This window comes from Candidatus Zixiibacteriota bacterium, assembly GCA_029860345.1.
Classification (GTDB): domain Bacteria; phylum Zixibacteria; class MSB-5A5; order GN15; family FEB-12; genus JAJRTA01.
This window is the reverse complement of record JAOUBJ010000034.1, coordinates 1-7522: the sequence shown is the minus strand read 5'-3', so window position 1 is coordinate 7522 and position 7522 is coordinate 1. Positions and strand designations below refer to the sequence as shown.

The following is a 7522-nucleotide window of genomic DNA, read 5'->3' as shown; positions in this document are numbered from 1 at the left end:
GGAACACTTCGTGCATTTCATACAGGCGTACAATAACACGCCCCGAAAATGTCTGGACTTTTGGACCCCGGCAGAGGTATTTTGGAAGGAACTGTTGCACTTCAAATGTGAATTCACCTTCCCGCCTGCGCGGGAATGACAGATTTGTGCGTAATGACAAGTTTGTGCATGGTGTCCGTCCTCGTGCGCCACGTCCATGCTATGCCGAGCGCAGTCGACGCCGGGGCAAACGAGAGCGGCCACAAGTGGCTTCCAATTGCCGCCAACGACAACACCTGACTACATCAGCTTGAAAACGAAACCTATACCCAGCGTTTCCTTGAACCGACCTTTCTTGGAGACCTGTTTGTCGTATAGAAGCTGCGTGTAGAAATTCACCGTGATGATCTTACTGATTGACGCAGCGAAAATGTTCTCCCAGTTGACATCGATAGCCTTCCAGTCATCCTCAAACGGAGTGTCCTTCACATTGTCTTTCTCCGAAAAGAACAGCGCCTTGTAGACGGTGAGTTTACCGGTATAGTGCAATCGTTCACTTAGAGTGAGGACGATATCGGTCACCGATTCCAGGCCGCCGTCGGTCAGCGTGGTGTCGGCGGTTAGGATTTCAGTACTGTCCATATTATAGAAGGCTACGCTCTTGAGCGTCTGCCTGAGTGCCAGGCCCAGACGGCTGGTGAAGAAGTCTTTGTCGCGTTCGTAGAACTTGCGGGCGATACCGGCCGACTCGGTCAGGCGCACAGGTGAGAAGTATAGTTTGTTCTCCTGCATCGAAGCATCCATAAACTGCGATTCCAGCCTGAAAGCCGCGTAAGGATCGACAAACTTGTTCAGTGTAAAACGTCCCACGTTTTCCCAGTCGATCAGGTCGGTCGACTTCTTGGGCTTGCTCCATCCCTTGGTCTCTGCGTCCTGGGTGATTGTCTGTCCGAACGACAGTTTCAATGTCGACCGAAAATCCAGCCAGGCTTTTAGCTGTTTTTCAACGCTGGTGTTCAGGTTGCCGACCCAGTTGACCGACCCGGCTTCACCACCCACCCAGGAATCGGAGTACGATGTTTGCGTAACGGTGGCATCGACAATCAACGACCGCTTCCACCTGTTGGGGGTGTCCGTGTCGGCGCTGTAAAGAGTGCTTACGGTCACAAGCAACAATGTCCCCAGGGTTGTCACAATCCTGTTCATTGTAGCCTCCTTCAGCTTCCAGTTACCTGGTACATGTGAACATCCTGCTGCGGGAACGGAATCGAGATACCTTCCCCGTCGAACGTCAGTTTCACTTTCTCGGTGATGTCGAAAAGCACACTCCAGTAGTCGGCTGTCTTCACCCAGGGTCGCACCGCGAAATTGACCGAGCTGTCGGCCAGTTCCAGCACGGCGATAGTTGGCCCGGGGTCCTTAAGTATTCGGCTGTCGTCGGCTATGATCCGTTCCAGGATTCGCTTTGCTTTCAGCAGGTCGTCGCCATATCCAATGCCGAACACGAGGTCAACCCGTCGGGTATCTTTGGCCGAGTAGTTGACGATGTTATCTCCGGTGATTCGGCTGTTGGGTATAATGACTTTTTTGTTGTCGGGTGTTCGCAGCACCGTGCTGAAGATATGAATTTCCTCGACTGCGCCGCTCTGTCCGCCGGCTTCTACATAATCGCCCACCGAGAACGGGCGGAATATCACCAGCATAACTCCGGAGGCAAAATTGGCCAGCGATCCCTGCAGTGCGAAGCCAACGGCCAGGCCGGCCGCACCGATGACAGCGACAAATGAGGTTGTCTCGAATCCCAGCGTACCCAGAGCCGCGATAAAGACAAACACCAAAAGCGCTATTCTGGTGAGACTGACCACGAACTTCGTCAGGGTCTCATCCACTTGTGCTCTGGCCATCAACCGCCGGATTATTCCGGCCACGATTCCGACACCGATGCGACCGAGAATTATGATGGCCAGAGCGCCGATGACTTTGGGACCGAAAAGATAGGCCCAGTCCAAAAGTGTTGTCGTCCAGTTTTCCATTGTTAACTCCTTTTTCTCACCAACTGCTTTTTACCAGAATTCAGGCAGCCCTTAAAGTGACTTCACCCACAGTATGCAGGCCTAACCTCTGCGCCTATCGCCAGGTTCCCGCACCTTTTGGTATAATGCGTGTTCGACAAACGGACTCAGGCTATTGCTGGTCACAATGTTGCGCAAATGACGATAACACGTAATCCCAAGCCCGGTCGAAGTACTCATACAACTCATTCCACTTTTCACCGTGCCCCCAACCGAGGTGTGACAGGCTGAGTTTCACTTTACCCTCGGGCATTTCTGCGAACACAATGATCACGCGAGTATACTCGTATCGCAAATCGCCAAACGACGGTGGCGCATTCCATTCAAATGTCAGCATCGTCATGGGCAGGTAACTGAGAATCCGGCAGCCCTCGGAACCGCGCTGACCTTCCGGAGCGTTTTGGTTGAAGTATATCTCAAACGGCCCACCCGGCCTCAGTTCGACATGAGCATGATCGGCAAAGAACGATTGCACACCTTCGGTAGTGGTCCAGTCTCGCCACACACTTTGAAGCGACGATGTTACTTCGATTTCTTTTTTCATGACCCGGTCCGACGGTTCTACAACATACCGCACGGCGGGAACATGGTTGGCCATTAGCGACACTCGCATTTGTTGCATCTTATAGGTATTGACACCTTCGATCACCGAAGGGTCGTTGTCTATCAAAGCCGCCGCCTCTTCCTGTGTGCCCGTTTCCAGAACCACCAATCCAAAGGTCGGGTCAAAACATGGTCCGGCCATAAGGACCTTTCCCTGCCGTGTGAGATTTTTGAGATACTCGAAATGTTCAGACATGATCCTCTCTTCGTCGTCTGTCATGTTCTCCGGGAAGCCGTCGCGAACCGGCAGTAGCTGAACAAAAAACTGTTTCGGCTGTGACACAGTGGACCCATCCTCTGTTGATTCTAAGGCTTCCACGTTTGGAAACAGCCCGAACGCCAGGACCATCGCCATACCCAAAGCCGGTATCGTTGAGTATCTCTCTCTGCATACGGAATACACGATTTCCTCCTGATAGTCAAGTGGACATGACAAATGCTACCAAAAGATAAAAGGCCGGACAAGAATAATATGAGTGCCGGATTCAGAGCGCTTGATTTTCAGTTGGTCCGATTATAGGTTGCAGATCAGGGCGGGACGATGTCCCAAGCACCGTCTCGCGAAACCAGGAACTAGTGAACTTGCATGAATCAATCGGTTACAAGCTTTGAGCCTGCAATTGGAGTCAGCTCCTGCCTGCTGGGCAAGCCGGTGCGCTTTGATGGCGGTCACAAACTTGATCGCTATATCACCGAGGTGCTCGGGAAGGTCTTCGCATTCGTGCCCGTCTGTCCGGAAGTGGAAACCGGGATGGGTGTGCCGCGCGAGACCATTGACCTTCATGGTACCCGCACGTCGCCGCGCCTGATAGGCAATGACAGCGGCCGTGATCGAACTCAGGAAATGAAGCGCTGGTCGTCACAGCGGCTGCGCCGTCCGGATTTCGAGCACCTCTGTGGTTTCATACTCAAGTCAAAATCCCCCACCTGCGGTCTGAAGAAAGTCAGACTACTTGATCAAATGGGGCGGTCGTCCCTACGCGGGCAGGGTCTGTTTGCGACGGCGCTGCTCAGACAATACCCGCTGCTACCGGTCGTCGAAGAGCGGGAGTTGTCGGATGAGTCAGTGCGTGAGAATTTCGTGGTGCGGCTTTTTGCCTGTCATCGCATGCAAGTCGCCCTGGACCATCGACCCACGGTCAGAAAGCTCACTTCGTTTCACCATCGGGAAATCTGTCTGCTGGACGCGCACCACAAGGATGGGCGACGACGGTTGGATCGGTTGCTGGCGCGCGCATCGTCTTCAAAACCAACAGAACTTCGGCAGGAGTACGCAATCGAGTTTATGAGGATTCTAAAGTTGAAATCCACTCAGGCCAAGCGGATAAGCGTCTTAAAGGGTATCTGTCGCACCCTTATGAAACACGATCCGGTTTCAGGCATGTCTAAATCCATTGGGTTGATTGACGACTACCGCCGGGGGCGATGTGATTTGCACCGACCGTGGTCGATGTTGCGTGGTTGTGCAGAGACGTATGGTGTCCGGGAGCTACTTGCTCAAAGCTGGCTTTTCCCGGATGAACGGGAGGTCAACTTGCGTTGCAGAACGTGAGTACCGCCCAACGGTCGTTGGTTTCAAGCCTGCCGCCACAGCGGCCGGGTCAGACAGGTGGGTCCGCCGGCTCCTTTTCTGGAAATCTCGGCGCCTGAGTACTCGGTAACCTCGATACCTGCCTTCGACAGCTTGCGGGAGGTCTGAGGATTGCCGGACAACATCAGGCAGTGACCCGGGGCCGTGGCCAACACGTTACAAGCCATGCTGTCGTACTCGTCATCAGGCACCTCAATCAGGTTCATCCCCCGCTCTCGAAGTCGTTGTCGGAAAGTAACCGGCATCATCCGAGAATACACAACGGCACAATCGTGGCTCACCGGACTGATCATCGACATAAGATGCAAGACGTCACCGGGACCCTCCCAGTGAGGTAGCGGTACGACCACAAACTCATCGACAAGGTTCTCAGTCAACGATTTTAGTTGCCTGATTCCTTCGGCGTTGGTGCGATACCCCTCACCGACCGCCAGCGTGCGTTCGTCAAGCCAGACAACATCTCCGCCCTCTAATAGTCCTTCACCGGTAATTGCACCGAGTATAGGTACATTTATCTTCTCAAGAAAACTGCCCACCGCCTCAGGCTCACCCATGCGAGCATCCTTGCCCATTTTGCACAGGACGGCGCCCGCTTCGGTAATGATGACCGGGTCGTGCGTGTAGATCGAGTCCAGCCCGGTGTTTTTCTCGGATGGTAGGAGATGAATCTCAGGGGACTCAATTGAAAGTAGGTTTATAAACTGGTCGTATTCGGCCACCGCTTTCTCATAGTCCGGACGTTCGAAATAGTTGAGGTTCTGGTACTGTGCATCTATGTTGGCCTGGTTTCTCCAGGCGTCGCGCGGATGTTTTAGCAGCAAGCTCCGTATGGGTCTGACTTCCGACTGGCTTCCGATCTTCATGGATTGTGCCTCTGTCTTACTTGTCCAATGTTTTTGTGTCGGGAGCGAGCCGTTTGCCCATGCTGACCCGTTCTTCCACCTGATATCCCAAACTCTGGTAGAAAGCAACCACCTCTGAGTTCTCGGCGCGAACCTGAAGGTTCAACTTGGGACAACCGAGTGCGGCCAGATCCTGTTCGACACGATGCATCAATGCTGCTCCAATCCCCCGGCGTCTAAAACTCGGATTAACCGCAACTAAGTGGACCCAACCACGATGGCCGTCGTAGCCGCCAACGGCTGTTCCCACAAGTTCCTCTTCGAGCATAGCCACGATGAACAGATCACGCTGCACCGAGAGTTTGCTGGCAATGTCCTGATGCGGATCATTCCAGTTCGATGAATCGGGAAAAACCTGCCACCACAGTTTCACCACCTGCGGTTCGTCGGATTCTTGATAACTTCGAAGTTTCAACTCAGACACAGACCTATCTTTCCTCGTATTGTCACTCCGGCGTCCCTGTGTCATTCCGGCGAAGGCCGGAATCCAGTCTTCAAATTGGGTGGCCGTCTCAAACCTTGTTTGGGACGGGTTCTTATGGGTGGGAGATTATCACCCCCAACGCGACGTTGAGGGTGCCACCCAAGCTTGCGGGGCCTCGGCCGCGTCGGCTTAGCGGTTCCGCGGCAGGAGGCAGAACCAGAGGCGGTTTTACCATGCTCCAGACCGACCTACGAGCTTCTTTCTTCTATAGTACAGTTGATCTTCCGCACTCGCAACCAGAAACTCGGTCGCCCCGGCCCGCCCTACCAGCCGAAGGTCAGACCCTTGCGGTGTGACACGCCGAGGCAGGAACGGCAATCCGGACAGAAGTAGAGACAACGCTTGCCCAGGTCACCTTTGATCTCGCGGTACCAGACTCTGATTATTTCCTTCTTGCAATGCGGACATACCGGCGCCAGATCGTTCTTTTTCTCAAACCTGATCATGTTTTCACCTCTTCATACGGCAGCCGGGCTAGGCTCAGGAATTATGAGCAGCCGGTCAACCTATCTTGTCTTCAAGAGTACCTACTCTCGTCGAGCGGGAGAATTCAACCTCTTCTGCCAGTGGCTCAGCGGCTCGCGTTGCCTCATTGCAGGATGTTACCGAAGGCTTAGCGGTGGTCAGATACGTTGCCTCACATTAGAGGTTACTATGACCATTCTGAAGATCGCCTTCAGTTGTCGGTCAATTTGTCGTTTGAGACGGAAGGGGTCAAGTGATCGGTGCGTTTTTTTCAGAGTGTCTTTTTCATCTTTGGAGACGTGGTCTGATTCCATGAGTCTTTGGAACGGTGTTTTGGCCGTACCGTACTTTTTGTAGTATCTGCTGTTGATCCGTGTCTTTTGAATGAGTTTGAGAGTTGGGCAGAAGTGGTTTTGCATGAGGCCCCATTGTTGGGCATAGAGGTTGTTGATGAGTTCGACCAGGTCTTGGTTGTCGAGTCGGTCGTATCCGAGTAATTGTCTGACGAAGGACCAGTTTTTTTGTTCGACATGGGCGTTGTCATTTTTCCTGTATGGTCGTGATCGAGTGAACTTGATTCTTGGTTTGTGGTCGGTGAAGTATCTGAGCAGATGGTGGTTTAGGAACTCACCGCCGTTGTCGCAATCGAAGCCTTTTAGTTCAAAGGGTAGGTTGGTCTGGATGTTTTTGATTTGTTCGATGACACCGGTGGCCCCGTTGTTCCAAGTGGCTCGTGCTTCGGTCCAACCGGTGTGGATGTCGGTTAGGGTGAGGCTCCAGATAAAATCTCCAGCCAGGGAGTTACCACAGTGGGCGACAGTGTCGGCCTCCATGAATCCGGGTTGGGAGATATCCCAGTTGTGAGTTCGGATGGGGATCTGGTTTCTAAGCAAGCTGCCTGGTTTGGTGGCACAGCGACCTTTGAGGCGAGTGTGGGCACGAGTCTTGGCCAATACGCGATCAATTGTAGCGGCACTGACTGATAAGAGTTGTCTTGTCGTTTTGTTCGACAGTTTCCCATAGGAGCCCTCGTAAAACGGCAGCCAGAGTGGTATGGCCGCCACCAGCTTCTTTGAGCACATCTGATCGGTGGCCAGCCAGATTCGTTTGAGAGCTCTCAGGAACTCAGGTGAGTGGTAGAGAGCTTTTCGACCCGGTCGTTTTGTCGGTTCCCTCTTGCGATGATTCAAAAGCCGAATGGCGTGTTTGCGATGATAGTCACAGACAGCACAGAACTCCCTGAGAATGATCCCCTTCTCTTGTTTCGAGGCCTCCAAATAGCGTGGCAGTATCGCGTCCAGGTAATCTTGCTTGGAATCTCCACCCATAATCGCGTCTCCTTTCGGTAACATCAATTATGAGTCAACGTATCATTCGACCCTGACAATTCCCGGCACTTCGGTAACATTAATTGTGAGGCAATTCG

Annotated in this window: 8 protein-coding genes; 1 reads left to right on the top strand and 7 read right to left on the bottom strand. The window is 53.1% G+C overall.

The window, feature by feature from the left end; translation table 11 throughout:
• Positions 1–279 precede the first annotated feature (279 nt).
• From OEV49_17740 to OEV49_17730, 3 genes are all read right to left on the bottom strand, one after another.
• Entirely contained in the window at positions 280–1185 is a 906-nt protein-coding gene (locus OEV49_17740; protein ID MDH3892908.1) for a DUF3078 domain-containing protein, read from the bottom strand.
• Between the two features lie 11 nt (positions 1186–1196).
• The gene (locus OEV49_17735) at positions 1197–2012 is read right to left on the bottom strand and encodes a mechanosensitive ion channel (protein ID MDH3892907.1); all 816 of its coding nucleotides are present in this window, start codon (positions 2010–2012) and stop codon (positions 1197–1199) included.
• A 151-nt stretch (positions 2013–2163) separates the two neighbouring features.
• Positions 2164–3057, bottom strand: a complete 894-nt coding sequence (locus OEV49_17730) for an SRPBCC domain-containing protein (protein MDH3892906.1) — start codon at positions 3055–3057, stop codon at positions 2164–2166.
• A 183-nt stretch (positions 3058–3240) separates the two neighbouring features.
• Here OEV49_17730 and OEV49_17725 point away from each other — a divergent pair, with 183 nt between their 5' ends.
• Positions 3241–4206, top strand: a complete 966-nt coding sequence (locus OEV49_17725; protein ID MDH3892905.1) for a DUF523 and DUF1722 domain-containing protein — start codon at positions 3241–3243, stop codon at positions 4204–4206.
• Positions 4207–4229: 23 nt separating this feature from the next.
• On the opposite strand, the gene OEV49_17720 is transcribed toward OEV49_17725, so the two are convergent.
• The 4 genes from OEV49_17720 to OEV49_17705 all read right to left on the bottom strand — a co-directional run bounded on the left by OEV49_17720 (position 4230) and on the right by OEV49_17705 (position 7424).
• Positions 4230–5108 carry an arginine deiminase family protein gene (locus tag OEV49_17720; protein MDH3892904.1) on the bottom strand — a complete coding sequence of 293 codons (879 nt, stop codon included), beginning with the start codon at positions 5106–5108 and terminating at the stop codon, positions 4230–4232.
• 16 nt (positions 5109–5124) lie between these two features.
• The gene (locus OEV49_17715; protein ID MDH3892903.1) at positions 5125–5571 is read right to left on the bottom strand and encodes a GNAT family acetyltransferase; all 447 of its coding nucleotides are present in this window, start codon (positions 5569–5571) and stop codon (positions 5125–5127) included.
• A 323-nt stretch (positions 5572–5894) separates the two neighbouring features.
• Positions 5895–6077, bottom strand: coding sequence for a hypothetical protein (locus OEV49_17710; GenBank protein ID MDH3892902.1), 183 nt, complete (start codon positions 6075–6077; stop codon positions 5895–5897).
• Between the two features lie 177 nt (positions 6078–6254).
• Positions 6255–7424: a transposase family protein gene (locus OEV49_17705; GenBank protein MDH3892901.1), complete on the bottom strand. Its 1170-nt coding sequence runs from the start codon at positions 7422–7424 to the stop codon at positions 6255–6257.
• Between the last annotated feature and the right edge of the window lie 98 nt (positions 7425–7522).